At 64.9% G+C, this 24,055-nt stretch carries 21 protein-coding genes; 11 read left to right on the forward strand and 10 right to left on the reverse strand.

What is annotated here, in order from left to right; genetic code table 11:
• Positions 1–125, reverse strand: a 125-nt coding sequence (locus AC0L3X_RS33620) for an NAD-binding protein (RefSeq protein ID WP_212102385.1), incomplete at its 3' end; no start/stop codon positions are given.
• A 192-nt stretch (positions 126–317) separates the two neighbouring features.
• Here AC0L3X_RS33620 and AC0L3X_RS33625 point away from each other — a divergent pair.
• Positions 318–1,385, forward strand: a complete 1,068-nt coding sequence (locus AC0L3X_RS33625; RefSeq protein ID WP_354131716.1) for an acyltransferase family protein — start codon at positions 318–320, stop codon at positions 1,383–1,385.
• A 5-nt stretch (positions 1,386–1,390) separates the two neighbouring features.
• Here the strand turns inward: AC0L3X_RS33625 and AC0L3X_RS33630 are convergent, their stop codons facing one another.
• On the reverse strand, positions 1,391–2,362 hold the full coding sequence (locus AC0L3X_RS33630; RefSeq protein ID WP_473317142.1) for a quinone oxidoreductase family protein: 972 nt from the start codon (positions 2,360–2,362) through the stop codon (positions 1,391–1,393).
• A 97-nt stretch (positions 2,363–2,459) separates the two neighbouring features.
• On the opposite strand from AC0L3X_RS33630, the gene AC0L3X_RS33635 reads away from it, so the two are divergent.
• The 3 genes from AC0L3X_RS33635 to AC0L3X_RS33645 all read left to right on the forward strand — a co-directional run bounded on the left by AC0L3X_RS33635 (position 2,460) and on the right by AC0L3X_RS33645 (position 7,354).
• Positions 2,460–3,305: a LysR family transcriptional regulator gene (locus AC0L3X_RS33635; RefSeq protein WP_063979841.1), complete on the forward strand. Its 846-nt coding sequence runs from the start codon at positions 2,460–2,462 to the stop codon at positions 3,303–3,305.
• Positions 3,306–3,407: 102 nt separating this feature from the next.
• Positions 3,408–6,461 carry a DNA polymerase I gene (polA, locus tag AC0L3X_RS33640; protein WP_231143694.1) on the forward strand — a complete coding sequence of 1,018 codons (3,054 nt, stop codon included), beginning with the start codon at positions 3,408–3,410 and terminating at the stop codon, positions 6,459–6,461.
• Between the two features lie 257 nt (positions 6,462–6,718).
• Complete coding sequence (locus tag AC0L3X_RS33645) at positions 6,719–7,354, forward strand: LysE family translocator (RefSeq protein WP_063979843.1); 636 nt, start codon at positions 6,719–6,721, stop codon at positions 7,352–7,354.
• A gap of 170 nt (positions 7,355–7,524) precedes the next feature.
• Here the strand turns inward: AC0L3X_RS33645 and AC0L3X_RS33650 are convergent, their stop codons facing one another.
• The gene (locus tag AC0L3X_RS33650; RefSeq protein WP_038959906.1) at positions 7,525–8,151 is read right to left on the reverse strand and encodes a glutathione S-transferase family protein; all 627 of its coding nucleotides are present in this window, start codon (positions 8,149–8,151) and stop codon (positions 7,525–7,527) included.
• Positions 8,152–8,322: 171 nt separating this feature from the next.
• Here AC0L3X_RS33650 and pyrE point away from each other — a divergent pair, with 171 nt between their 5' ends.
• Both pyrE and AC0L3X_RS33660 read left to right on the forward strand, forming a co-directional pair.
• Positions 8,323–8,886 (forward strand): orotate phosphoribosyltransferase, encoded by a 564-nt coding sequence (gene pyrE / locus AC0L3X_RS33655; protein ID WP_014491354.1) that lies wholly within the window; start codon positions 8,323–8,325, stop codon positions 8,884–8,886.
• A 232-nt stretch (positions 8,887–9,118) separates the two neighbouring features.
• Complete coding sequence (locus AC0L3X_RS33660; RefSeq protein ID WP_038959907.1) at positions 9,119–9,901, forward strand: DUF2865 domain-containing protein; 783 nt, start codon at positions 9,119–9,121, stop codon at positions 9,899–9,901.
• 112 nt (positions 9,902–10,013) lie between these two features.
• Here the strand turns inward: AC0L3X_RS33660 and AC0L3X_RS33665 are convergent, their stop codons facing one another.
• The 5 genes from AC0L3X_RS33665 to AC0L3X_RS33685 all read right to left on the reverse strand — a co-directional run bounded on the left by AC0L3X_RS33665 (position 10,014) and on the right by AC0L3X_RS33685 (position 16,659).
• Positions 10,014–10,445 (reverse strand): hypothetical protein, encoded by a 432-nt coding sequence (locus AC0L3X_RS33665; protein ID WP_014491352.1) that lies wholly within the window; start codon positions 10,443–10,445, stop codon positions 10,014–10,016.
• 319 nt (positions 10,446–10,764) lie between these two features.
• Positions 10,765–11,463, reverse strand: coding sequence for a ligase-associated DNA damage response endonuclease PdeM (gene pdeM / locus AC0L3X_RS33670; protein ID WP_063985921.1), 699 nt, complete (start codon positions 11,461–11,463; stop codon positions 10,765–10,767).
• 116 nt (positions 11,464–11,579) lie between these two features.
• Positions 11,580–14,156: a ligase-associated DNA damage response DEXH box helicase gene (locus tag AC0L3X_RS33675; RefSeq protein ID WP_063979844.1), complete on the reverse strand. Its 2,577-nt coding sequence runs from the start codon at positions 14,154–14,156 to the stop codon at positions 11,580–11,582.
• A 230-nt stretch (positions 14,157–14,386) separates the two neighbouring features.
• The gene (locus tag AC0L3X_RS33680) at positions 14,387–15,616 is read right to left on the reverse strand and encodes an ABC transporter substrate-binding protein (protein ID WP_231143695.1); all 1,230 of its coding nucleotides are present in this window, start codon (positions 15,614–15,616) and stop codon (positions 14,387–14,389) included.
• Positions 15,617–15,732: 116 nt separating this feature from the next.
• The gene (locus AC0L3X_RS33685) at positions 15,733–16,659 is read right to left on the reverse strand and encodes a class I SAM-dependent DNA methyltransferase (protein ID WP_063979846.1); all 927 of its coding nucleotides are present in this window, start codon (positions 16,657–16,659) and stop codon (positions 15,733–15,735) included.
• Between the two features lie 200 nt (positions 16,660–16,859).
• Here AC0L3X_RS33685 and AC0L3X_RS33690 point away from each other — a divergent pair, with 200 nt between their 5' ends.
• From AC0L3X_RS33690 to AC0L3X_RS33710, 5 genes are all read left to right on the forward strand, one after another.
• A complete protein-coding gene (locus AC0L3X_RS33690) occupies positions 16,860–17,897 on the forward strand; it encodes a ligase-associated DNA damage response exonuclease (RefSeq protein WP_063979847.1) in 1,038 nt (345 codons plus the stop codon).
• On the forward strand, positions 17,894–19,798 hold the full coding sequence (locus AC0L3X_RS33695) for a cisplatin damage response ATP-dependent DNA ligase (protein ID WP_063979848.1): 1,905 nt from the start codon (positions 17,894–17,896) through the stop codon (positions 19,796–19,798). Before AC0L3X_RS33690 ends, AC0L3X_RS33695 begins: the two co-directional genes overlap by 4 nt.
• 73 nt (positions 19,799–19,871) lie before the next feature.
• Positions 19,872–20,177: a DUF6460 domain-containing protein gene (locus tag AC0L3X_RS33700; protein WP_063979849.1), complete on the forward strand. Its 306-nt coding sequence runs from the start codon at positions 19,872–19,874 to the stop codon at positions 20,175–20,177.
• 21 nt (positions 20,178–20,198) lie between these two features.
• Positions 20,199–20,933: an MBL fold metallo-hydrolase gene (locus AC0L3X_RS33705; RefSeq protein WP_063979850.1), complete on the forward strand. Its 735-nt coding sequence runs from the start codon at positions 20,199–20,201 to the stop codon at positions 20,931–20,933.
• Position 20,934: 1 nt separating this feature from the next.
• The gene (locus AC0L3X_RS33710; protein WP_063979851.1) at positions 20,935–22,260 is read left to right on the forward strand and encodes an MATE family efflux transporter; all 1,326 of its coding nucleotides are present in this window, start codon (positions 20,935–20,937) and stop codon (positions 22,258–22,260) included.
• Positions 22,261–22,359: 99 nt separating this feature from the next.
• On the opposite strand, the gene AC0L3X_RS33715 is transcribed toward AC0L3X_RS33710, so the two are convergent.
• Positions 22,360–23,457 carry a quinone-dependent dihydroorotate dehydrogenase gene (locus AC0L3X_RS33715; protein WP_063979852.1) on the reverse strand — a complete coding sequence of 366 codons (1,098 nt, stop codon included), beginning with the start codon at positions 23,455–23,457 and terminating at the stop codon, positions 22,360–22,362.
• Positions 23,454–23,798 carry a DUF952 domain-containing protein gene (locus AC0L3X_RS33720; RefSeq protein WP_063979853.1) on the reverse strand — a complete coding sequence of 115 codons (345 nt, stop codon included), beginning with the start codon at positions 23,796–23,798 and terminating at the stop codon, positions 23,454–23,456. Before AC0L3X_RS33720 ends, AC0L3X_RS33715 begins: the two co-directional genes overlap by 4 nt.
• Positions 23,799–24,055 lie beyond the last annotated feature (257 nt).

Genomic DNA, 24,055 nt, shown 5'->3' on the forward strand with positions numbered 1-24,055 from the left:
CCGCGATGAAGCGCCGCGATCTTCTTCTCGTCCTTGTCGACGCAGGTGACGTCGTGACCGAAATCCGCAAAGCAGGCGCCGGACACCAGTCCCACATAGCCCGTTCCGATCATCGCGATTCGCATGAAAAACCCTGTTCCAGCTTGGTTAACGAAACCCCAACTCGAGCGGTTTAGCATTTTCCTGAGGGGAGAGAACAGCCCGGATGCAAAAACTGGCACGCGAATTGTACCGGTAAAGAAACCTTAAACCGCAAGGCTTCACACTGCGCCACGTCCGCACAGAGCCGGGCGGACCGCGCCTCGAAACGGGACACCATGGCACTATCAGGCACAATCGCCGCGAGCGGGCTTTCCAAAGCCCCCCCGGCCGCGCGTGTCGACTGGATCGACTATGCCAAGGGCGTCTGCATCGTCATGGTCGTGATGATGCACTCGGTGCTGGGGGTGGAGATCGCGGCCGGCCAGACCGGTTTCATGCATGTCGCCGTGGCCTTCGCAAAGCCGTTCCGGATGCCGGACTTCTTCCTGATTTCGGGCCTGTTCCTGCCATTGGTGATCGATCGGGACTGGCGAACCTATCTCGACCGCAAGGTGGTGCATTTCGCCTATTTCTATGTCGTCTGGGTGACAATCCAGTTCGGCTTCAAGGCACCGGCATTCGCGGCGGAGACGAGCTGGCGCGAGGCCGGCCTGCTGTATCTGGAATCCTTCGTCGAACCGTTCGGCACGCTCTGGTTCATCTACCTGCTGCCGATCTTCTTCGTCGTCACAAAACTGACACGGCGAGTCCCGCCGCTGGCGATCTGGCTCATCGCTGCCGCGCTGGAGACGGCGCGCATCTCGACCGGCTGGACCGCGATCGACGAATTCTGCGCGCGCTTCGTCTATTTCTATTCGGGATATCTGTTCGCGCCTTACGTGTTCGCGCTGTCCGATCGCGCGCGCAAGCATCCCGCACTTGCGCTGGCGGCGCTTGCGACCTGGGCGCTGATCAATGCGGGCCTCGTCGCGCTTGCCGCCAGCGAATGGAAGATCGTCTCGCTCGTGCTCGGCTTCGCCGGCGCCTGCGCTATCATCACGATGGGCACGCTGCTCGCCCGCGCACAATGGCTGAACTTCTTCCGCTCCTGCGGCGAGCATTCCATCGTGATCTACCTCGCCTTCTTCCTGCCGATGGCGGCGACACGAACGCTACTGCTGCGCACCGGCGTCATTCCCGACATCGGCACGGTATCGCTGATCGTCACCATCGTTGGCGTGCTCGGGTCGCTCGCGATCTGGCAGACCGCCCTGCGGCTGCACGCCGACTTCCTGTTCGAACGGCCAGAGACATTCTGGATCGCGCCGAAGAAGTCGGGCGTGCGGTTGCAGGCCGCGGAATAGGTCGATCAGGGCACCAAATAGAGAGCCCCGGCGGTGCGCCCGGCCTCGAGGTCGGCCTGCGCCCGCGCAGCATCACGGAGGCCGTAGGCAATGCCGGTCGACCGCAGGACGCCATCCGCCAGCGCAGCGAGCACGCGCTCGGCCGCACGCCGGTATTCCGCGGCATCGTTGACATAGGCCATGACGCTTGGACGCGCCAACATCAGGCTGCGACGTGGCCCGAGGTCGTTGACATCGATCGGCGCAATCGGACCGCCGGACTGACCGATGCTCGCCACCACACCGAATGGCCTCACGCAGCCAAGCGTCCTTTGCAAGGTCGTTCCGCCGATGCCGTCATAGGCGACGTCGACCCCACGCCCACCGGTGATATCCGCGACTGCGGCAGCGAAATCGGCATCCCGCCCAACGATGGTGTGATGCGCACCAGCGCCTCGGGCGATTTCGGCTTTGGTCTGCGATCCCACCGTCCCGATCACCACGGCACCTAGTGCACTGGCCCAGCGGGTCAGCAACTGACCGAGCCCGCCGACGGCGCTGTGGACGAGAATCGTTGTGCCACGACCGACAGGAAAGACACGATCGAGCAGCATGTGCGCCGTGATCCCCTTGAGGAACGCTGCAGCCACCGCTTCGTCGGCTACCGTCTCAGGCAGCTTCACGCAACGGCAGGCCGGCAGGTTTCGTTCGGATGCATAGGCGCCGACCGGCGCTCCCGCGTAGGCGACGCGGTCGCCGACCTTGAGACCCGTTACATCCTCGCCGAGCGCCGCAACAACTCCGATCGCCTCGACGCCGGGAACGGCTTCGGCTGGAAGCGCGTAGAGGCCCATACGCTGATAGATGTCGATGAAGTTGACGCCGATTGCGGTCTGCCGGAGCCGGACCTCGCCCCGCGCCGGCGGTCCCAGAGCGACCGTTGCCAGTTCGAGCTGCTCCACGCTTCCTGGTGCCTTCAACCTGATGATCTCGGCCATGACTCGTCCCTTTCGTTGCCAATAAAAGAGACTATGGGATCAATCCAAATTCTGCGAAACTGCTCAAAGTTGAAGTTGTCTTGTGATATTTTGCACAATGCTCGATTGGTCCGACCTGCATCATTTCCTGGCTCTGGCGCGCGAGGGAAGCCTGTCGGCGGCGGCAAGGGGTCTCGGCGTCGACCATGTGACGGTAGCCCGCCGCGTCGCCGCGCTGGAAGCATCCATTTCGCTCAAGCTCGTCGATCGCCGACCACGCAGTTACGTTCTCACCGAGGACGGCAAGCGGATTGCGGCGATTGGCGCGCAGATGGAGGAGATCGCCTTCGCGGTGGAGCGCGCGGCACGGGCAGCGAAGCCGGAACTCGACGGGGAGATCTCGATCAGCGCGCCGCCCTCGCTCGCCAATATCCTGATTGCTCCAAAGCTGATGCAGTTGCGCGAGCAGTATCCAGGCATCCTCATCAAGCTGATCGGTGAGAAGCGAACGGCTTCGCTCAGCCGCCGCGAGGCCGATCTGGCGCTTCGCCTCTCTCGTCCGACACAGGCCGGGCTGATAGCCCGCAAGATCGGCCATTTCGAGTTTGGCCTTTACGGCGCGCCGTCCTATCTGAAGGAGACGCCACCTTATGCGTTCGCCTTTATCGCTTATGATGCCAGCATGGATGACACTCCGCAGCAGCAATGGCTGACGGATATCGCGGGCACCCGCCAGATCGTGCTGCGGACCAATGACCTCGAAAATCAGGCCGCTGCGGCCCGGGCCGGCGTTGGGCTTGCGGCGTTGCCGCGGTTTCTAGGCGACCGCGATCGACAGCTCGAACGTTGCAACACCGACCGCAAGCCTGTCAGTCGCGAGGTCTGGCTCATCGTCCATAACGACTTGCGCCGCGCGCCGGCGGTGCGCGCTGTCGCAGGCTTCCTCGAAGGCTGCCTGCGATAACTGCACCGCAAAGCGCGGCGCTGCCAGGATTTGCCTGTGCGCGCCTGCAAAATCAGGCCGGTGGAGGCTGTCTTTTGCCGCAAAAATTCATACATTGCGGCCATGCCCAAAAGCTCCCCAACGACATCCCCGAAGACCGCCGCCAAAGCCGACACCAAGCCCGCTGCTGACAAGCCTGCTGCCAAACCGGTCGCGGCGAAGGTGGCCGGCAAGGGCGACCACATCTTCCTGGTCGACGGTTCCGGCTACATCTTCCGCGCCTATCACGCGCTGCCGCCACTGAACCGCAAGTCCGACGGCTTGCAGGTCAACGCCGTGCTCGGCTTCTGCAACATGCTGTGGAAGCTGTTGCGCGACATGCCCGCGGACAACCGCCCGACGCATCTGGCGATCGTGTTCGACAAGTCGGAAGTCACCTTCCGCAACAAGATCTATCCCGAGTACAAGGCGCACCGGCCGCCCGCGCCCGATGATCTGATCCCGCAATTCGCGCTGATCCGCGAAGCCGTGCGCGCCTTCGATTTGCCTTGCCTGGAACAGGGCGGCTTCGAGGCCGACGATCTCATTGCGACCTATGCGCGACAGGCCAGCGACCGCGGCGCCCACACGACCATCGTGTCCTCCGACAAGGATCTGATGCAGCTCGTGAACGACAAGATCATGATGTACGACACCATGAAGGATCGCCGTATCGGCATTCCCGAGGTGATCGAGAAATTCGGCGTGCCGCCCGAGAAAGTGGTCGAAGTGCAGGCGCTGGCCGGCGATTCCACCGACAACGTGCCCGGTGTACCCGGCATCGGCATCAAGACCGCCGCGCAGCTGATCGTCGAATATGGCGACCTCGAACAGCTTCTGTTCCGCGCCACCGAGATCAAACAGCCGAAGCGGCGCGAGGCGCTGATCGAGAATGCCGAGAAGGCGCGGATTTCGCGCAAGCTGGTGCTGCTCGACGACAAGGTCGAACTCGAGGTGCCGCTGGACGACCTCGCGGTGCACGAGCCCGACGCGCGCAAGCTGATCGCCTTCCTGAAGGCGATGGAATTCACCACGCTGACGCGTCGCGTCGCCGACTATTCGCAGATCGATCCCGCCAATGTCGATGCCGATGCGTCGAACAGGAGCGGCGCAGGGGCTGGCGGCGACGCCGCCAAGGCAAAGACGTCAGAGACCTCCGGCGATCTGTTCGCCGCTCCAGCCGCGACCGCAACAGGCGGCGACAAGGGCGACAAGTCGGCCGGTCTCAAGGGCGCGCCGATTTCACTGGCCGCCGCGCGCGAAGAGGCGCTGCGCAAGCTGCCGGTCGACCGCAGCAAATACCAGGCGATCAAGACGCTCAAGGAGCTCGACGCCTTCGTCGCGCGCATCCACGACGCCGGTCATGTCGCGATCGAGACGAGAGCCAACTCCATCGATCCGATGCAGGCCGATCTGTGCGGCATCGCGCTGGCGCTGGCGCCGAACGAGGCCTGCTACGTGCCGCTCGCGCACAAGCAGTCCGGTGGCGGCGCCGGCCTGTTCGACGCGGGTCTCGCGCCGGACCAGGTCAAGCATGCGGACGCGATCGAAGCGCTGCGGCCGGTGCTGGAATCGGCGGGCATTCTCAAGATCGGCTTCGACGTCAAGTTCACCGCCGTGATGCTGGCGCAGCACGGCATCACGCTGCGCAACGCCGACGATGCGCAGCTGATCTCCTATGTGCTCGATGCCGGCCGCGGCTCGCACGCGATCGAAGCGCTCGCGGAGCGCTGGTTCGGCCACGCCATGCTGAAGGAGAGCGAGCTGCTCGGCAGCGGCAAGGGCAAGATCACCTTCGACCAGGTGCCGATCGACAAGGCCGCGCCGCTGTCGGCGGAAGGCGCCGACATGGCCTTGCGCGTGTGGCGCGTGCTGAAGCCGCGCCTCGTCGCCGAGCACATGACCGCGGTCTACGAGACGCTGGAGCGGCCGCTGGTGTCGGTGCTCGCGCGCATGGAGCGGCGCGGCATCTCGATCGACCGCCAGGTCTTGTCGCGGCTATCAGGCGACTTCGCCCAGACCGCGGCGCGCGTCGAAGCCGAGATCCAGGAGATCGCGGGCGAGCCCGTCAATGTCGGCAGCCCCAAGCAGATCGGCGACATCCTGTTCGGCAAGATGGGATTGTCCGGCGGCACCAAGACCAAGACAGGCGCATGGTCGACGACCGCGCAGGTGCTCGACGAACTTGCCGAGCAGGGCCACGACTTCCCGAAGAAGATCCTGGAGTGGCGCCAGGTTTCGAAACTGAAATCGACCTATACCGACGCGCTGCCGACCTACGTCAACCCGCAGACCCATCGCGTCCACACCACCTACGCGCTGGCCGCGACCACGACGGGCCGGCTGTCGTCGAACGAGCCGAATCTGCAGAACATCCCGGTGCGCACCGAGGACGGCCGAAAGATCCGCCGCGCCTTCATCGCGACACCCGGGCACAAGCTCGTCTCCGCCGACTATTCGCAGATCGAGCTGCGGCTGCTCGCCGAGATCGCCGACATTCCCGTCCTCAAGCAGGCGTTCAAGGACGGGCTCGACATTCACGCGATGACGGCCTCCGAAATGTTCGGCGTGCCGATCGAGGGCATGCCGAGCGAAATCCGGCGCCGCGCCAAGGCGATCAATTTCGGCATCATTTACGGCATCTCGGCATTCGGCCTCGCCAACCAGCTCGGCATCGCGCGCGAGGAAGCCTCCGCCTACATCAAGAAGTATTTCGAGCGCTTCCCCGGCATCCGCGCCTACATGGACGAGACGCGCGACTTCTGCCGGAGCAAAGGCTATGTCACCACGCTGTTCGGCCGGAAGATGTATTATCCCGACATCAAGGCTTCGAATGCCTCGGTGCGCGCGTTCAACGAGCGTGCCGCGATCAACGCGCGGCTCCAGGGCACCGCCGCTGACATCATCCGCCGCGCCATGACGCGGATGGAGGACGCCCTGGTCCAGAAGAAGCTGACGGCACAGATGCTGCTCCAGGTGCACGACGAACTGATCTTCGAGGTGCCCGACGCGGAAGTCGAGGCGACGCTGCCGGTGGTGCAGCACGTGATGCAGGACGCACCGTTCCCGGCCGTGAACCTGTCGGTGCCGCTGCATGTCGATGCGCGCGCGGCGAAGAATTGGGACGAGGCGCATTGAGGCTACCTCTTAACCTCGCCCCGCTTGCGGGGAGAGGTCGGAATTCGCGCGAAGCGCGGATTCCGGGTGAGGGGGTACAGGTCTCTCGACGATCGCACGTGGGGAGAGAGCCCCTCACCCCAACCCTCTCCCCGTAAGAACGGGGCGAGGGAGCGCACCGATCGCGCCGGCGAGTGGAATTGTCCTCCGTGCAATTGCGCGATGGCTCCGCCGCGCGGCGCATATTAGAATCGTGCCGTCCCCACACCGGTTCACCCATGCCCCACACCTCCGCCCTGCTCGGCTTCGCCCTCGTCTGCCTTGGTCTCGTGCTCACGCCGGGGCCGAACATGATCTATTTGATCTCGCGCTCGATCACGCAGGGACCGGCGGCGGGCATCGTCTCGCTCGGCGGGGTGGCACTCGGCTTCGTGTTCTACATGCTGTGCGCGGCGTTCGGCATCACCGCGCTCTTGCTCGCCATTCCCTTTGCCTATGACGCGCTGCGCTTCGCCGGCGCGGGCTATCTGCTGTGGCTGGCCTGGCAGGCGGTGAAGCCGGGCGGACGTTCGCCGTTCCAGGTGAAGCAGCTTGCGATCGACAACCCGCGCAAATTGTTCGCGATGGGTTTTGTCACCAATCTGCTCAATCCGAAGATCGCGATGCTGTATCTGGCACTGCTGCCGCAGTTCATCGATCCCACCGCCGGCAGCGTTCTGACGCAGTCGGTGGTGTTGGGGGCGATCCAGATCGCGATCAGCGTCAGCGTCAACGCGATGATCGCGCTTGCCGCAGGGTCGATCGCACTGTTCCTGGCGAGCCGGCCGAGCTGGATGCTGGTGCAGCGCTGGCTGATGGGCACGGTGCTGGCCGGGCTTGCGGTGCGGATGGCAGTGGAAGCGAAGAAGGTGTGATTATTTTTCTTCCTTCTCTCCTTGTGGGAGAAGGTGGCGCGAAGCGCCGGATGAGGGGTCTTTCTCCGCGCATTCGAAGACAGCTGGACTCGCGGAGACAGACCCCTCACCCGTCTCGCCGCTGCGCGGCGAGCCACCCTCCCCCACAAGGGGGGAGGGAAAAAGGCCGCTCAATCCAGCTTCGCGTCCATGCCCCGCTTCACCGCGGGACGCGCCATCAGCGCCTCATACCAGCGCTTGACGTTGGGAAAATCGGCCAACTCAACCTTGTGGCGAGGGTGGCGCCAGGCCCAGCCCAGGATGGCAAAATCGGCAACCGAGAGGTCGCCGGCGACGAAGTCGTGGGCCTCTAACCGGCGGTCCAGCACGCCGTAGAGCCGGCGCGTCTCCGCCATGTAGCGCTTCAGGCCATAGGCGCGATCCTGCTCGTTCTCGAGCGCGATGAAATGGTGCACCTGGCCGGGCATCGGGCCGAAGCCGCCCATCTGCCACATCAGCCATTCATAGACGGGGATGCGCCCGGCGAGCGATTTCGGCAAGAATTTGCCGGTCTTTTCGCCGAGATAGAGCAGGATCGCACCGGACTCGAAGATGCTGACGGGCTTGCCGTCCGGCCCCTCGGGGTCGACGATCGCGGGGATCTTGTTGTTGGGGCTGAGCTTCAGGAATCCCGGCGCCATCTGCTCGCCCTTGGTGATGTTCACCGGGACCACCTTGTAAGGCAGCCCCATTTCCTCCAATGCGACCGAGATCTTGCGGCCGTTCGGCGTGTTCCAGGTGTGCAGCTCGATGGTCATTCAGGCATTTCCTTCCCCGAGATATCTGGCATCCAACTACTCCAGAAGGTTGCACCCCCACAACTGACGGACCGGGATGGCCGATCCCTGTTGACTCGACCGGTCCCCTCTGGAATGTCGCGGCCGTCGCGGATAAATTCCGCCACCTCCAAAAAGCCCCGAGGGACCGCCGTGTCGAAATCTGCCTCCCGCGCCCGCCTGTTCGAAATCATCCGCCGGCGCTCCTTCGGCCGCGGTGACGTCACGCTCGCGTCGGGCCGCAAGAGCGATTTCTACTTCAACCTCAAGCCGACCATGCTCGACCCCGAGGGCGCGACGCTGCTCGCCGAGCTGACCTATGAGGCGCTGAAGGACGACCAGCTCGACTTCATCGGCGGGCTTGAGATGGGCGCGGTGCCGCTGGCCGGCGCGCTGGCGCAGATCTCCTGGATCAAGGGCCATCCAATCGCGGCGTTCTTCGTGCGCAAGAAGCCGAAGGAGCACGGTGCGAAGCTCGCGATCGAAGGTCTGCCCAAGGGCGAGACGCTCGAAGGCAAGCGCGTCGTGATCGTCGAGGACGTCACCACCACCGGCGGCTCGGCGATGAAGGCGGTGGAATCCGTACGCGAGACAGGCGCCGAGGTGGTGCTGGTGCTGACCATGGTCGACCGCGAGGAAGGCGCCACCGACACGTTTGGTGCGGCCGGCCTGCCGTTCCGCTCGCTGTACAAGGCGTCGGAGTTCCTGAAGGCTTAAGGCCGCGAGACAGTCCGTCCATGCCCGGGCGTTGCCCGGAAGCAACCATCCGCCGGAAGCTGTGCCCGGCCTTGAAGAGGTCACGGCCTCGACTTGAAATCGCCTCCGCTCAACTGCTCATTTACCATCCAGCACTATGGTGAATCATGTGCCGAGACCTCGGAAGGTTCCGGCCGGTTCAGTAGCGTCGGAGTGAGCATTGCGTACAGCCTTGTCCCATGCGCGTCGCGCGATGCTTGTGGCCGCCAGCCTGGCGGCCCCGCTGCTTGCGGTTCCAGCCCCGGCTTCGGCCGAAGGCCTGTTCGACTTCTTCTTCGGCGGAATGCAGCGGCCCCGGCCGCAGCGTGAGGTTCCGCAGCAGTCGAACTCCTTTGCCGATCCCTTCGCCAGCCAGCAGAATCCCGCAAACCCGCAATATGTGCCCCCGACACGCGCGGCGGCGGCCGGCGGCTCCGGCCCGGCCTTCTGCGTGCGCACCTGCGACGGCAAATATTTTCCGCTGATGCGCGGCCTCGCCTCGCCCGCTCAGATGTGTCAGGCGTTCTGTCCTGCCACCACGACAAAGGTCTATTTCGGCTCTTCGATCGACGGCGCCGCTTCGCAGACCGGCGAGCGCTACGCCGACAGCGAAAACGCGTTCGCCTATCGCAAGGCGCTACGTGCCGACTGCACCTGCAACGGCCGTGAGCCGGTCGGCCTCGCCCCGGTCGATCTCGCGCTGGATTCCTCGCTGAAAGCCGGCGACGTGATCGCGACCAGCGACGGCCTCGTCGCCTATACCGGCATCCGCGTCGGCAATGACCAGGCTGCGGACTTCACGCCGGTTGCCTCCTACCCCGGCCTCACCGCGCAGGTCCGCGCGCGGCTCGGCGAGATGAAGGTGGCACCGGTGCGCGCGGAGACGGTCGCAGCAGATGCGCCGGCCTCAGTCGAGATCGTGCGCGAGGCGCTGCCTGACGTGACGGTGCCGAAGACCCCAGCACAGAAGCCGGCGAAGCGGGCGGGGCTGGACTAAGCCCGAACTGAATCAAAAGTCGTCATTGCGAGCGCAGCGAAGCAATCCAGTCTGTCACCGCGAACAGATTATGGATTGCTTCGCTACGCTCGCAGTGACGGAGAGTGCTGCGTCACCTTCCGATGATCACCCCGATCACGTTCGGCGCCGCCAGATATTTTTCCTCGATCGCCGCGCGCGCGGCGGCGCGGTTTTCCTGAGTCAGCAGGCCGCGCTTCTCGGCCAGGATCATCCAGCAGAAGCCCCACCAGTCGGTGAGCATGCCCGCCTCGCCGATGAGATCGTAACCCTGCTCGGCTGCGAAGATGCGCGCATGCGCTTCGTCCAGCGTGTCGAGGAACAGATGATCCTCGGTCGAGAACAGATCGTCGCTGACGTCGTCGATGGTGTAGCCCCAGATCGACTGGCACACCGCGTTGAACTCGCGGTCGAACTGGTCGTCATCGACCGCGTAGCGCCGCGCGGCCTGATGCAGCCGCGACAGCGAGCGCGCGAAATCGGCGATCCGGGTGAGGGCAAATTGATCGAAGGCGATGGTGGACATGTAGTCCTCGCAAAGTCTGACGGACGCTAGATATTGTGTCGGCAACGCACCGAATCACAATGATATATCAAAGACTTGCCAAAGTGTTCTTAATTTGTTCCGGAACAGGGGACAAAGTCCGACCGGCGGAATCGAAAGGGGTCGCCTCGCAGCGACCCCTTTGCCGGTTGCAATCGTGTTCGGGATGAAATCCAGCCCCGGCAATTGGCAAGTTAGAGGTACCTATGAACTTAGGCGATTCCGGATAAGTACTGGACGTAGTCCTGTCCTATTTTCCGTTGCCGGGCCCGATGGATCCGGTTGGCACGAGGCCGGGATCTCAACAACAGCGCGAGGCCGCAATGGCGTGGACGCGGCGGTCACCGAGCAGATGGGCGACAAAGCCATTGCTGGGAAAGATCCTTGCGAACGCGGCATCGCGGATGCTGAGACCGCCGGCATAGGCGCCGAAGGCGGGCATCACGGCGCGCATCCCATCGCTGGCGAAGCAGCGGCGTTCCATCGAGCGGCCGCGTGCGGAGACGCGCGCCTTCGGATGCAGATGGCCGGCGATCTCGCCGCGCACACCTGTTGGCTCATGACGGAAGGTGATCGGGCCGATCGCGACTTCGTCGGCGATGGTCCCGCCGAGATCGCGCGGCAGCATGGGATCGTGATTGCCCGAGATCCAGATCCAGTCGCGGCCGGTCTGGAGCGCGGCGACAGCATCGCGATCGTCGGACGACAACCGCTCATGCGCGGTTCGGTCGTGAAAACTGTCGCCGAGCGCGATGACCGTTCGGGGATTATGGCGGGAGATGACGGCAGCGAGACGGCTCAGCGTTGCCAACGTATCGTAAGGCGGCAGCAGCACACCGCGCGTGGCGAAGCTCGACCCTTTTTCCAGATGCAGATCGGAGACGACGAGCAGGCGCTGCTCTTCCCAGAACAGCGCGCCGGAGAGATCGGCGTGGAGCGCGATGCCAGCCACATCCAAAGTGCGTGTCGATGAGATCGATAGCGCCACTTGCTCCGTCATGGCCGGGCTCGTCCCGGCCATCCACGTTCTTGCCGCGGAAGCAAAGACGTGGATGCCCGGGTCAAGCCCGGGCATGACGATGTGGATGGAGTTGCGCGCACCACTGGTAAAATTCTCTACGACATCGCCTCTTTGACCAGCTCGTCGGCGGCCTCCGCCAGGAGCTCGTCGCCAGCTTCGCCATAGACTGACTCGCGGCCGATTTCCAGCATCACGGGGACGGCGAGCGGCGAAACGTGATCGAGTTCCCGATGCGTGATGCGGCCCTGGATGCGGGCAAGCATGGCGCCGAGACGGCGCAGGTCGAGCAGGCCGGTAGCGGCATCAGCACGGGCGGCGCGCAGCAACACGTGATCGGCCTGGTGCTTGCGCAGGACGTCGTAGACGAGATCGGTCGAGAACAGCACCTGGCGGCGGCTCTTGTCCTCGCTGGTGAAGCGCCGCTCGATCAGGCCGGAGATCAGCGCGCAATTGCGGAAGGTGCGCTTCATCAGCGCGGATTCCGCGAGCCAGGCTTCGAGATCGTCCCCGAGCATGTCCGGGTTGAACAGCGCGTCGAGGTCGAGCTGGCCGTTGCGGATCATGAAGGAGGCATCGCCAAGCCCCCAGATCGCCACCGCATATTCATTGGCGACGAAGCCGAGCGGCCGGGCGCGCATCCGCTCCAGCCGCCGCGTCAGCAGCATGCCCAGCGTCTGGTGCGCGAGCCGGCCCTCGAAGGGATAGCAAATGAGATAATGCTTGTTGCCGCGTGGAAAGGTCTCGACCAGCAGTTCGCGCACGCCGGGCACACGTGAGACGTCTTTCTGCAACGACAGCCAGTCGCGCACCTGTTCAGGCAAACCATTCCATGCACGGCGATCATCGAGCAGGCGCCGCACGCGCTCGGCAAGATAGGTCGAGAGCGGAAATTTGCCGCCCATATAGGACGGCACTTTCGGGTCTTTGTCGTTGGCGCGGGAGACATAGACCTGATCCTCGGCCAACGCCTCATAGCGCACGACTTCGCCGCCGAACACAAACGTGTCGCCGGCGGTCAGGCCCTCGATAAAATATTCCTCGATTTCGCCGAGCACGCGGCCGCCGCGCGCTATGGCGCCGGTCGAGCCGCTGCCGGTGGAGCGCCCACGAACGAGCCGCACCTTCAGCATCGGCTCCTCGACGATGGTGCCGACATTGAGACGATAGCTCTGCCGCACCTTTGGATTGGCAACGCGCCAGCGGCCCTGCTTGTCCTGCCTGATGCGGGCGAAGCGCTCATAGGTCTTCAGCGCGTAGCCGCCGGAGGCGACGAAATCGACGACGTCGTCGAAATCCTGCCGGGCGAGATCTGAGTAAGGCGCGGCCGTGAGCACCTCGCCGTAGAGATCATCGCTCAGAAACGGCTCGCCGCAGGCGCAGCCGAGCACGTGCTGGGCCAGCACGTCGAGTGCGCCGGTGCGCAAGGGTGACGTATCCTGCGCATTCTCGGCGATCGCATCGATCGCGGCGCGGCACTCCAGCACCTCGAACCGGTTGGCCGGCACCAGCACCGCGCGCGAGGCTTCATCAAGGCGGTGATTGGCGCGGCCGATCCGCTGCATCAGACGCGAAGAGCCTTTTGGCGCGCCGATATTGACGACGAGATCGACATCGCCCCAGTCGACGCCGAGGTCGAGCGAGGAGGTGCAGACCACGCCGCGCAGTCTGCCCGCCGACATCGCGTCCTCGACCTTGCGGCGCTGGGCGACGTCGAGCGAGCCGTGATGCAGCGCGATCGCGAGGTTGTCGTCGTTCATGCTCCAGAGATTCTGGAACAGCATCTCGGCCTGGCTGCGGGTGTTGACGAAGACGAGCGTGGTCTTGTTGGCCTTGATCAGCTCGTAGATTTCAGGAAGCGCGTGGCGCGCGCTGTGGCCTGCCCAGGGCAGGCGCTCGCGCGTATCCAGCATCTCGACCAGCGGCGGCGCGGCACCGCCGGCGACGACAATGTCGGCGGCCGCCTCCTTCCCGCCGGGCTGCGGCACCAGGAAGCGCGCAAGCTGGTCCGGCTCGGCCACGGTCGCCGACAGGCCGATCGCGCGCAGCTGCGGCGCCAGCCGCCAGAGCCGTGCCAGACCCAGCGAAAGCAGATCGCCGCGCTTGGACGTCACCAGCGCGTGGAGCTCGTCGAGCACGATGCGCTTCAAGGAGGAGAACAGGAACGGCGCGTCGTCGGAGGAGAGCAACAGCGCGACCTGCTCAGGCGTCGTCAGCAGGATATCGGGCGGATAGCGCCGCTGGCGCTGCCGCCGCGACACCGGCGTGTCGCCGGTGCGGGTCTCGACCTTGACAGGCAGCCCCATCTCCGCAATCGGCCGCTCGAGATTGCGGGCAATATCGACGGCGAGCGCTTTCAGCGGCGAGATGTAGAGCGTGTGCAGGCCATCGCTGCGGCGAACATCGCGGCCGGTGGAGACGAGGCTTTGCTTCGTCCTTCCGTCCCGCTCGACCGGCTGCGTCGAGAGCTCCACCAGCGTCGGCAGAAATCCCGCCAGCGTCTTGCCCGCGCCGGTGGGCGCGACCAGCAGTGCGGAACGATCCTCGCGCGCCTTGTCCAGCAGCGCGAGCTGATGCTCACGCGGCGACCAGCCGCGGGCCGCGAACCACGCCTGGAAGCGGTCGGGCAGCAGCGTGGCCGGCTCGGCCGGAATTTTGAGGATGCGGGGCGGCACGGCATCACAGGTAAGCCGTGGGGGTGGGTTCGTCGAGGGGTGGAGATGTGAATAGCGGGGCGCCCCTTTTCCCTCTCCCCTTGCGGGAGAGGGTGGCTCGCCGCGACAGCGGCGAGACGGGTGAGGGGTATCTCTCCGCGCGTCATTCTCCTTCGAGTACGTGGAGAAGACCCCTCATCCGGCGCTTCGCGCCACCTTCTCCCACAAGGGGAGAAGGAAGAAAGCGCGGCCTACTCCGACATCGGCTTGTCGGAGATGTCCCAGTCCTTGCCGCTGAAGGTGGAGATGAAGAGCGTCTTCATCGGCGTGTAGTCCTCGGGCGTGTAGCTGTAGGTGACGCCGTCGAGGAAATAGGGCGAGTGGAAGCCTGCGAGCGTGGACGCCTGCTTCAGCACGTTGGCGCGGGTGAGATCGTCGCCGCAGCGGCGCAGGATCTCGCCCATGGTGACGGCCTGGCCGTAGCCGGCAAACGCGATGGTGTTGTCTTGATCGATCGCCGGCGTGTACTTCTTGCGCAGCTCCTCGAACGCCATCACGTCGGGGTCCTTCTCCCATTTGGGCAGGCCGACCTCCTTGTTGTAGCGGATGGCGACGATGCCGGTGGCGTTCTCGAGGCCTGCTGCGTTGAGGATCGAACGACCGGTCGAACCGGCTGACAACAATTGCAGCGGCTTCCAGCCGAGCTCGGCCACTTTGCGGATCGACTGCGACGACGCCTTGCCGGTGGAAATGTTGTAGAAGACGTCGGCGCCCGATTTCGAGAGATTGATGAGCTGGGAATCGACGGTCGGATCGGTCAGATCGTAGGTCTGCTCCATGATCACCTGCGCGGTGCCCCCGGCATCCGCCAGCACCTTCTTGAACGGACCGAGGAAGTCACGGCCGAAATCGTCGTTCTGGTAGAGAATGCCGACCTTGGCATTCGGCTTCACGCTGAGGACGTGCCGCGCCAGGATGCGCGCTTCGGTCGGATAGAGCGGCAGGCCCGCCATCGTCCATTTGAACTCTTTTGGATTGTTCCACTTGGACGCGCCGGTGTTGAGCAGCAGTTGCGGCACGCCTTTCGAATTCAGGTATTTGTGCACGGAGGTCTGCGGCGCGGTGCCGAGCGAGCCATAGAGCGCCAGCACCTCTTCCTGCTCGACCAGGCGCCGCGTCGCCTCGACGCATTTCGGCGCGCTGTAGGCGTCGTCCATGGTGAGGAACTTGACCTTGCGGCCGTTGATGCCGCCCTTCTCGTTCAGCATCTGGAAATAGGCTTCGCCGATGCGGCCGAGCACGCCGTACAGCGAGCCGGGCCCGGAATGCGGCACGGTCTGGCCGATCTTGATCTCGGTGTCGCTGGCGCCCGCATCGTATTTCTTCTCCGCGGCCCAGACATACGGCGCAGGCAAGGTGGATGCGGCGATGGTGGCGAGCGCGCCGGCGCTGAAATCGCGCCGCGTTGGATTCTTCGTCATTTTTTGTTTCTCCCTAGCGCCCGCATTGTGCTGGCATCGCAGCGCGGGTCGCAAGTGGGAAGTCGCAGCTCAGCGACGCAATGACGCTTAAATCGCGGGGCTTTTAGCGCCTAAACTCAAGTTTTCTCGGCGACGACGACGAGGCCGCGCACCGGCTCGTTGTTCTCGATGCGTGGCGATGCCGGCTCCAATGTCAGCAGCTTGAGCCCGGCCTTCGCCATCGCACCACGCACATATTCCGCCGAATGGGCATAGCGCAGGCCTTCGCCGAGCACGATGCCGCTGCCGTCATGCGTCTCCAGCGTGAAGGCGAGCACGCCGCCGGATATGAGCACGCGCTTCGCCTCGATGAGCACTGGCGCGAGATCGGAGAGATAGACGAAGGCGTCTGCGGCGACGACGAGGTTCGCGCTCGCATCGGCCTTGCCGCGCAGGCCTTCGATCATGTCGGCGACTTCGAGTTCGGCATAGAGTTCGGTGGCGCGCGCCTCCTTGATCATGCCGGGCGACAGATCGATGCCGATGAAATGATCGACCTGTTTGGCGAAGGCGGCGGCCGCGAGCCCGGTGCCGCAGCCGAGATCGATGGTGCGCTTGAACAAGGCCGGCTTCTTCGCGACGACGCGCGCGGCCACCACCGCCTTGAAGATCAGCGACGGTGCGCGATAGTCGAGATCGTTGATCAGCGTGTGCTCGAAGCGCGGCGCGTACTGGTCGAACAGCGCCTGCACGTAGGCCTTGGGCATCTCGGACAATTGCTCGTCGCCGAGCCGTATCAGATGCAAATGGGCGCCGTGCTGATCCTCGGGATCGGACTCGCGTGCTTTGCGAAATGCTGCGATGGCCTTGTCACGCTCCCCGAGCTGGCTGCGGATTTCACCGAGCGTGAACCACGCGGACGTAAAATTGGGCGCGAGCTCGATCGCCTGCTCGATGAGGTCGGCGGCAGCGGGCAGATCGCCCTTGAGCTGGAGGTCGCGCGCGAATTCGAAACGGCGGTCGGCCATGAGATCGCCGGAGGACTGGAACAGGCGCAGGGGCATAGGAACTCGGCTCGTCATCGCCGGGCTCGACCCGGCAATCCATCAAAAAGGGAACTGTTTAAAAGGATGGAGGCGCGGGTCCCGCCTCCGCCAATTGGCTTCGGCGGGCTTTTACACCGCCGGGCCGGCGAAGCCTAGCGGAGACGGCAAGCCCGCGCATCACGGGTTCATTTGGGGTGGCCGCTCCCTATATGACGCATATGCGTCCGCAAGACATCCTGCTGCCAACTGCTGACGGCCTGTGCTGCAAGCCCGGCACCTTCCACATCGACCCTGTCCGCCCGGTCGAGCGGGCCGTGATCACCCACGGCCATTCCGACCATGCCCGCGCCGGCCATGGCGCGGTGCTGGCGACGCAGGAAACGCTGGACATGATGCGGCTGCGCTATGGCGAGAACTTTGCCGGCTCGACGCAAGCGATCCGCTATGGCGAGGAGATCCGGCTCGGCGACGTGCGCGTGAGGTTTCACCCGGCCGGTCACGTGCTGGGCTCGGCGCAGATCGCCGTGACCTGCAAGGACACCTGCATCGTCGCCTCCGGCGACTACAAGGATGCGCCCGACCCGACCTGCACGCCGTTCGAGCTCGTGCCCTGCGACGTCTTCATCACTGAAGCCACCTTCGGCCTGCCGGTGTTTCGCCATGGCGATGCCGCCGGCGAGGTGAGGAAGCTGCTGGCCTCCGTTGCATTGTTTCCCGAGCGCGCGCATCTCGTCGGCGCCTATTCGCTCGGCAAGGCGCAGCGCGTGATCGCGCTGTTGCGACAGGCCGGCTATGACGCACCGATCTACCTGCATGGCGCGATGGAGAAGATCACCGAGTACTATCAGAGCCGCGGGATCGATCTCGGCGAGCTCAAGCCGGTGCTGGGCGTCAAGAAGGCGGCGCTCGCCGGCACCATCACGCTGGCGCCGCCGTCGGCCACCTCGGACCTCTGGACGCGGCGCTTTCCCGACCCCGTCACCGCCTTTGCCTCGGGGTGGATGCGGGTGCGTGCCCGCGCACGGCAGCGCGGCATCGAGCTGCCGCTGGTGATCTCCGACCATGCCGATTGGGATGGCCTCACCGCGACCATCGCGGCGACCGGCGCCAGCGAGATCTGGGTGACGCACGGCCAGGAAGACGCACTGGTGCATTGGTGCAAGTCGCAAGGTCTTCGCGCGCAACCGCTCGATCTCGTCGGCTATGGCGACGAGGAGGAGAGCGAGACACCGCTTCAAGATGAGGCCGAAGCATGAACCGCTTCGCCGAACTGCTGGATCGCCTCGCCTACGAGCCCGGCCGCAACAACAAGCTGCGGCTGATCACCGGCTATTTCCGCGAGGTCGGCGATCCCGACCGCGGCTACGCCCTGGCCGCGCTGACCGGCGCGCTGAGCTTCAAGCATGCCAAGCCCGCGCTGATCCGCGATCTGATCGCGGCGCGCACGGATGAGGTGCTGTTCGGGTTGTCTTACGATTACGTTGGCGATCTCTCGGAGACGGTGGCGCTGATGTGGCCGCGGCGGGTGCCCGGTCATGACGAATCTTTTCCGGGCCACCCCTCTCCCCCTCCCTCCCCCGCAAGGGGGGAGGGAGCGCAGCGGAGCGCGCGGCGGCCGGTGAGCATCACGACCGACAGTGATTCAGCGAGTGATGGAGGCACCACTCTCTCCGTTCCCTCCCCCCTTGCGGGGGAGGGGCAGGGAGAGGGGTACCGCGGGCGGGATGCTCATGAGTCCACACATCCAAGCAACCACAACAACCCGCCGCCCCCAACCCTCACCGAGGTCGTCACCACGCTGCGCACGCTCGGCAAGACCGAGCTGCCAAAGCAGCTCGAACGCTGGCTCGACGAGCTTGACGAGACCGGCCGCTGGGCGCTGCTGAAGCTCGTCACCGGCGCGCTGCGCATCGGCATTTCCGCGCGCCTCGCCAAGACTGCAGCCGCAGCGCTTGGCGACAAGGACCCGCATGAGGTCGAGCTGATCTGGCCGGGGCTCAGCCCTCCCTATCTCGACCTGTTCGCCTGGCTCGAAGGCCGCGGCGAAAAGCCGGTCAATCGCGATCCCGCGCCGTTCCGGCCGGTGATGCTCGCGCACGCGATCGAGGACACGGATTTCGCCGCGCTTGATCCCGCCGACTACATCGCCGAATGGAAATGGGACGGCATCCGCGTGCAGGCGGTGGCGGGCCGCGATGAGCGCGGGCAGATCACGGCGCGGCTCTATTCGCGCACCGGCGAGGACATCACGGGGAGCTTTCCGGATCTCGTGCCGTCGCTGCGGCTCGCGGGCGCAATCGACGGTGAGCTTCTGATCCTGCGCGAAGGCCGCGTGCAGAGTTTCAATGTTCTGCAACAGCGCCTCAACCGCAAGGTCGTTTCGCCGAAGCTGATCAAGGAATTTCCGATCCATTTGCGCGCCTATGATCTGCTCGGCGACGACGCGAACGATCTGCGCGAGCTGCCTTTCGCGGAGCGGCGCGAACGGCTGGAGACGTTCATCGGCAAGCTCGACGATCCCCGCATTGACCTGTCGCCGACCGTGCCTTTCGCAAGCTGGCAGGCGCTGACCGCGGCGCGCGCCGATCCCGCGAGTGCCGGCGCGGGTGCGGATGCTGATGCCGTCGAAGGCGTCATGCTGAAGCGGCGCGATGCGCCTTACCTGCCGGGGCGGCCAAAAGGCCAGTGGTGGAAGTGGAAGCGCGACCCGCACATCATCGATGCCGTGCTGATGTATGCGCAGCGCGGCCACGGCAAGCGCTCGTCCTATTACTCCGATTACACCTTCGGCGTCTGGACCGAAGGCGAAGCCGGCGAGGAGCTGGTGCCGGTCGGAAAAGCCTATTTCGGCTTCACCGACGAGGAGCTCTTGCAGATCGACCGTTTCGTCCGCCGCAACACCACCGAGAAATTCGGCCCCGTGCGCCACGTCGTGCACGAGCGCGACAAGGGGCTCGTGCTGGAGGTGGCGTTCGAGGGGCTGCAGCGTTCCCCGCGGCACAAATCCGGCGTCGCCATGCGCTTCCCCCGCATCAGCCGGCTGCGCTGGGACAAGCCGCCGCGCGAGGCCGACCGGCTGGAAACGCTGGAAAAGATGCTGAAGGCTGACGAATCCCTACCAACAATTAAGGTTGCAGCGTCCGCCGACAGCCATTGACGAGGGAATGCGGGTTCCCCATGTGCCCCGCCGTGACCTATAATGGGGTCGAATCCCCGCGAGGAGTTTTGAGATGGTCCAAGACGTCAGAGATTTGCCGGCCGGCCGCAGCGATGGGCTGAACCGCTTTCTCGGCGGCTCGCCGCTGGCGGTCGCGTTTCGCCTGGTCCTGCTCTCGATCCTGGTCGGCGTCGTGCTCGCCGCGATCGGCTTCGATCCCTGGAATATCATCTACAGCATCCGCTTGCTGTTCCAGCGCCTCTGGGATCTCGGCTTCGACGCGGTGAACTGGCTGTGGCGCTACTTCCTGCTCGGCGCCGTCATCGTGGTTCCGATCTGGCTGCTCTCGCGCGTATTCGGCGCGCCGCGCAACAGGTAAGGATTTGGGAGCCCGCAGCCGATGCAGTTACGCTTTGTCGGCTGCGGCGACGCCTTCGGCTCGGGCGGCAGGCTCAACACCTGCTTCCACGTCTCGGGGCGCGCGGCCAACTTCCTGATCGATTGCGGCGCGTCGGCCCTGCCGGCGTTGAAGCGACTCGAGATCGACCGCAACGAGATCGACCTCATTCTCATCACGCATTTCCACGGCGACCATTTTGCCGGGCTGCCGTTTGTCCTGCTCGATGCGCAATTCTCGCGGCGGACCCGGCCGCTGACGATCGCGGGCCCGCAAGGCCTCGAGACGCGGCTCGCCCAAGTGATGGAGGCGCTGTTCGAGCACTCCTCGAAGACCAAGCAGCGCTTCGAGCTGAACGTCATCGAACTCGCGCCTGGGCAAAGCCAATCCTTCGGCGGAGTGAATGTAACGCCCTACCCGGTGGTGCACGGCGAATCCGGCGGGCCGCATCTGGCCTACCGCGTCGAGGTTGAAGGCCGTACGCTCGCCTACAGCGCCGACACCGAATGGACGGAGACACTCATTCCGCTGGCGCATGGCGCGGACCTTTTCATTGCTGAAGCCTATATGTACGAGAAGGTGGTCAAGAACCATCTCAGCCTGAAGACCTTGGAACAGCATCTGCCAGCAATCGGCGCGAAACGCCTGGTCCTCACCCATATGAGCGACGACATGCTGTCGCGCCTGGACGACGTACCGCATCTCGCCGCCGAAGACGGCATGGTGCTCGTGTTCTGACATGCACGCGCCCGTTCATCCCAGGATCGGCTCCCGCCAGGTGTTCGCCATTGCCGGTCCCGCGATGGTCGCGAACCTCACCACGCCGCTGATCGGCGTGGTCTCGACCACCGCGATTGGGCGGCTCGACGATGCCGCGCTGCTTGGCGGCGTCGCGATGGCCTCCGTCATCTTCGACTGCCTGTTCTGGCTGTTCGGCTTCCTGCGCATGAGCACGCTCGCCTTCACGGCGCAGGCGCTGGGCGCGGGCGAGACGCGCGAGGAGACCGTGATCCTGGTGCGCGGCTTCATCGTCGCGGGCCTGATCGGCGCCGCGCTGATCGTGCTGCAACTGCCGCTGGCCGCCGGGCTGTTCGACCTGATGGGCGGCAGCGAAGGCGTCACGCGCGCGGCAAAGACCTATTTCATGATCCGGATCTGGTCGTCGCCGTTCGCCTTCGCCAACTACGTCATTCTCGGCTGGCTGGTGGGGCAGGCGCGCGCCAATCCGGCGCTGCTGCTGCAGGTCGTCATCAACCTCATCAACATGGCGGCGACGATCTTGCTGGTGCTGGTCTACGACACCGGCATCGCGGGCGCGGCGATCGCCGCACTGATCTCGGAGACGATTGGCTTCGTGCTCGGCGTGATCGTCTGCCGGCGCTATGCGGATGGCGGCTTTGCGGTGCCCCTTGCCACGCTGCTCGACCGGGCAAAACTGATGCGGCTGCTGGCGGTGAACTCCGACATCATGATCCGCACCGCGGCGCTGATCGCCGTGTTCCTGTTCTTCACCGCCAAGGGCGCACGCGCCGGCGACGTCACGCTGGCGGCGAATTCCGTGCTGAACAATTTCCTGCTGGTCAGCGCGTTCTTCCTCGACGGTCTTGCGAACGCAGCCCAGCAGCTCTGCGGCCGCACTTTTGGCGCGCGCGATGCCAGGGGCTTTGCGGACTCGACACGGCTGGTGCTGCTGTGGGGCCTCGGCTTCGCGCTGGTCGTCGCGGTGCTGTTCGCGCTGTTCGGGCCGAACCTGATCAATGTCATGACAGCGAGCGAGGACGTCCGCCGCGCCGCGCGCGAATTCCTGCCGTTCATCGTGCTTGCGCCGATCCCCGGCGTGTTCGCGTTCGGCTTCGACGGCATCTATGTCGGCGCGACCTGGGCACGCGAGATGCGCAATCTGATGCTGTTATCGTTCACGATCTTTCTCGGGGCCTGGTGGGCGCTGCAATCGTTCGGCAATGCCGGGCTGTGGAGCGCGCTGATCGCCTTCTACGTCGCCCGCGGCGGGTTGCAGGGCGCGCGCTATCCGGCGCTGTATCGGGTGACGTTTCCGAAATCGTAGATTCGTAGCCCGGATGGAGCGCAGCGAAATCCGGGGTCTTCGTGCTCGCGGAAAGATTCCCGGATTGCGCTGCGCTCCATCCGGGCTACTGGACGGTGGCTACATCCCCGGCCAGTCTTCCGCCGTGAGTGTCGCCGCGTCGGCGCCGACGATTTCGGACAGCGAATCCCGCCCTGTCCGCAGCAGCGTCGAGGTGAGATCGCGTTTGATCTCGTCGACGAGGCCGAGGCCCTTGTAGACCAGCGACGAATAGAGCTGGATCAGGCTCGCGCCGGCGCGGATCTTCGTCAGCGCGGCGCCGCCGGAATCCACGCCGCCGACGCCGATCAAGGGGAACGCGCCCTCGACGCGCACATAGGTCTCCGCGACCATGCGCGTCGACAGGCGGAACAGCGGCCGGCCGGACAGACCACCCTGCTCCTTGGCGCGCATTTCCTCGCGCAGCGTGCTCGGCCGCGCGATCGTCGTGTTCGCCACGATCATGCCGTCGACCCGGCGCGAGCGCGCCACCTGCACGACGTCGTCGAGCTGGGCGAGGCTCAAATCAGGCGCGATCTTGAGCAGCACCGGCGTGTCGCCGGCCTTCTGGCGCACCCGCTCGCGCGCGTCGATCACCCTGGCGAGGAGATCGTCCAGCAGCGCACCTTCCTGCAAATTGCGCAGACCCGGCGTGTTCGGCGAGGAGACGTTGACGGTGAAATAGCTCGCGACCGGCGCAAAAGTCTCGATCAGCTTGACGTAATCGCCAACGCGATCCGGCGAATCCTTGTTGGCACCGACATTGACCCCGACGATGCCGCCGTGCTGCGCGCGCGCCGCGAGCCTGCGCAGCGCGACTTCCGCGCCGTCATTGTTGAAGCCCATGCGGTTGATCACGGCCTCGTCGCGCTCCAGACGAAATAGCCGCGGCCGCGGATTGCCGCTTTGCGGCTTCGGCGTCACCGAACCGATCTCGACGAAGCCGAAGCCGAGCCGCAGCAACGCATCCGGCACCTCGGCGCTCTTGTCGAAGCCCGCGGCCATGCCGATCGGATTGGGGAAGTTGAGCCCGAAGGCACGCACGGCGAGCTTGGGATCGTCAGGCCGCGGCTTGACCGGCGGCAGGAAGCGCAGGCCCTGGATCGCGAGGCGATGCGCATCCTCCGGATCGAGCCAGCGCAGCACCGGCAGCGAAAAGGCGTCGAAGGCGCGGATCACGGGTTAAGCTCCGGAACGTCGTGGCCGCCATCGGAGCGCATGTTGAGATTCATCACCGACAGCACCGCGCCGAGATCGAGCTCGCCATAGAGGTGCGGAAACAGCTCCTCATTGCGCGAGCGCTCCCAGCGCAATGCGCTGCCGAGCGCGTCGCCGTCGACCTCGACCAGGAACAGCGCGCGCTGCCCGAAATAGTGCTTGCGCAAGGTCTCGGGAACCTGGGGCGCGGTCGAGAAATGGATGAAACCGTCGCGCGAATCGTCCGCGCTGCCCCGGTAGACACCCTGCCGTTCCGCCTCGCGCCAGGCCGAGGCCGGACAGATTTTGTAGATCTTGACCACCGCTCACGCAGCCCTGTTTGCTCTTTGAGTCTTTTGGGTTTTTTCGTCTCGTGCGGGTCCTCAAAACCCGGGCGCGACCGTAATGGCCGCCCCCTCCGAACTCAAGGCTTAGAGCCATTTCCGTTCCGATGAAATCGGAACGGGGCTTTAAATTCTTGTTTTGACGCGTTTTCTTGACGCGAACCGGTATCCGCTTCGCTTGAAAATGCTTCTCCCGCCACCCCTTGCGCGAAAAACGGAAAACCGGTTGATTTGAG

This window comes from Bradyrhizobium sp. MI1.7, assembly GCF_055811795.1.

Coding starts and splice junctions, on each gene's coding strand:
- pdeM (WP_063985921.1), bottom strand. CDS start 11,463: ATGACGGAGCAAGTGGCGCTATCGATCTCATCGACACGCACTTTGGAT.
- AC0L3X_RS33710 (WP_063979851.1), top strand. CDS start 20,935: ATGCACGCGCCCGTTCATCCCAGGATCGGCTCCCGCCAGGTGTTCGCC.
- AC0L3X_RS33690 (WP_063979847.1), top strand. CDS start 16,860: ATGCGTCCGCAAGACATCCTGCTGCCAACTGCTGACGGCCTGTGCTGC.
- AC0L3X_RS33705 (WP_063979850.1), top strand. CDS start 20,199: ATGCAGTTACGCTTTGTCGGCTGCGGCGACGCCTTCGGCTCGGGCGGC.
- AC0L3X_RS33630 (WP_473317142.1), bottom strand. CDS start 2,362: ATGGCCGAGATCATCAGGTTGAAGGCACCAGGAAGCGTGGAGCAGCTC.
- AC0L3X_RS33645 (WP_063979843.1), top strand. CDS start 6,719: ATGCCCCACACCTCCGCCCTGCTCGGCTTCGCCCTCGTCTGCCTTGGT.
- AC0L3X_RS33665 (WP_014491352.1), bottom strand. CDS start 10,445: ATGTCCACCATCGCCTTCGATCAATTTGCCCTCACCCGGATCGCCGAT.
- AC0L3X_RS33695 (WP_063979848.1), top strand. CDS start 17,894: ATGAACCGCTTCGCCGAACTGCTGGATCGCCTCGCCTACGAGCCCGGC.
- AC0L3X_RS33625 (WP_354131716.1), top strand. CDS start 318: ATGGCACTATCAGGCACAATCGCCGCGAGCGGGCTTTCCAAAGCCCCC.
- AC0L3X_RS33650 (WP_038959906.1), bottom strand. CDS start 8,151: ATGACCATCGAGCTGCACACCTGGAACACGCCGAACGGCCGCAAGATC.
- AC0L3X_RS33635 (WP_063979841.1), top strand. CDS start 2,460: ATGCTCGATTGGTCCGACCTGCATCATTTCCTGGCTCTGGCGCGCGAG.
- AC0L3X_RS33680 (WP_231143695.1), bottom strand. CDS start 15,616: ATGACGAAGAATCCAACGCGGCGCGATTTCAGCGCCGGCGCGCTCGCC.
- polA (WP_231143694.1), top strand. CDS start 3,408: ATGCCCAAAAGCTCCCCAACGACATCCCCGAAGACCGCCGCCAAAGCC.
- AC0L3X_RS33700 (WP_063979849.1), top strand. CDS start 19,872: ATGGTCCAAGACGTCAGAGATTTGCCGGCCGGCCGCAGCGATGGGCTG.
- AC0L3X_RS33660 (WP_038959907.1), top strand. CDS start 9,119: ATGCTTGTGGCCGCCAGCCTGGCGGCCCCGCTGCTTGCGGTTCCAGCC.
- AC0L3X_RS33685 (WP_063979846.1), bottom strand. CDS start 16,659: ATGCCCCTGCGCCTGTTCCAGTCCTCCGGCGATCTCATGGCCGACCGC.